This window comes from Xanthomonas albilineans, from assembly GCF_002939705.1.
Lineage (GTDB): Bacteria > Pseudomonadota > Gammaproteobacteria > Xanthomonadales > Xanthomonadaceae > Xanthomonas_A > Xanthomonas_A albilineans.
Map to the genome: position 1 here is coordinate 1 of NZ_MDCB01000074.1, position 1,162 is coordinate 1,162.

General features: G+C 63.8%; 1 protein-coding gene. It reads left to right on the top strand.

The window, feature by feature from the left end:
* Positions 1 to 2: 2 nt before the first annotated feature.
* Positions 3 to 1,162: elongation factor Tu (gene tuf, locus XalbCFBP2523_RS15780; protein ID WP_045761385.1), on the top strand; the 1,160-nt coding region annotated here is incomplete at its 3' end.

Below are 1,162 nucleotides of genomic sequence, written 5' to 3' on the forward strand. Positions count from 1 at the left end.
CCATGGCCAAGGGTAAGTTCGAGCGCACCAAGCCGCACGTCAATGTCGGCACCATCGGTCACGTCGACCACGGCAAGACCACGCTGACGGCAGCACTGACGAAGGTCGGCGCGGAGCGCTTCGGCGGCGAATTCAAAGCCTACGACGCGATCGACGCGGCGCCGGAAGAGAAAGCGCGCGGTATTACGATCTCGACCGCTCACGTGGAATACGAATCCCCGACGCGCCACTACGCGCACGTGGATTGCCCGGGGCACGCGGACTACGTGAAGAACATGATTACCGGTGCGGCGCAGATGGACGGCGCGATCCTAGTGTGTTCGGCTGCCGACGGCCCGATGCCGCAGACGCGCGAACACATCCTGCTGTCGCGTCAGGTCGGTGTGCCGCACATCGTGGTGTTCTTGAACAAGGCCGACATGGTCGACGACGCCGAGTTGCTCGAATTGGTCGAGATGGAAGTGCGCGAGCTGCTGAGCAAGTACGACTTTCCGGGCGACGACACGCCGATCATCCACGGTTCGGCGCGTCTGGCGCTGGAAGGCGACCAGAGCGAGATCGGCGTGCCGGCGATTCTGAAGCTGGTGGAAGCGCTGGATACGTTCATCCCGGAGCCGCAGCGCGACGTGGACAAGCCGTTCCTGATGCCGGTGGAAGACGTGTTCTCGATCTCCGGTCGCGGCACGGTGGTGACCGGTCGTATCGAGCGTGGCGTGATCAAGGTGGGCGACGAAATCGAGATCGTGGGTATCCGTGCGACGCAGAAGACCACGGTGACGGGCGTGGAAATGTTCCGCAAGCTGCTGGACCAGGGTCAGGCGGGCGACAACGCGGGTCTGTTGCTGCGCGGCACCAAGCGTGACGACGTGGAGCGCGGCCAGGTGCTGTGCAAGCCGGGTACGATCAAGCCGCACACCCAGTTCGAGGCTGAGGTGTACGTGTTGTCGAAGGACGAGGGTGGTCGTCACACGCCGTTCTTCCCGGGCTATCGTCCGCAGTTATACTTCCGCACCACCGACATCACTGGCGAGGTGCAGTTGCCGGAAGGGGTGGAGATGGTGATGCCGGGCGACAACGTCAAGATGACGGTGACGCTGATCAATCCGGTGGCGATGGACGAAGGCCTGCGTTTCGCGATCCGCGAAGGCGGCCGGACGGTCGG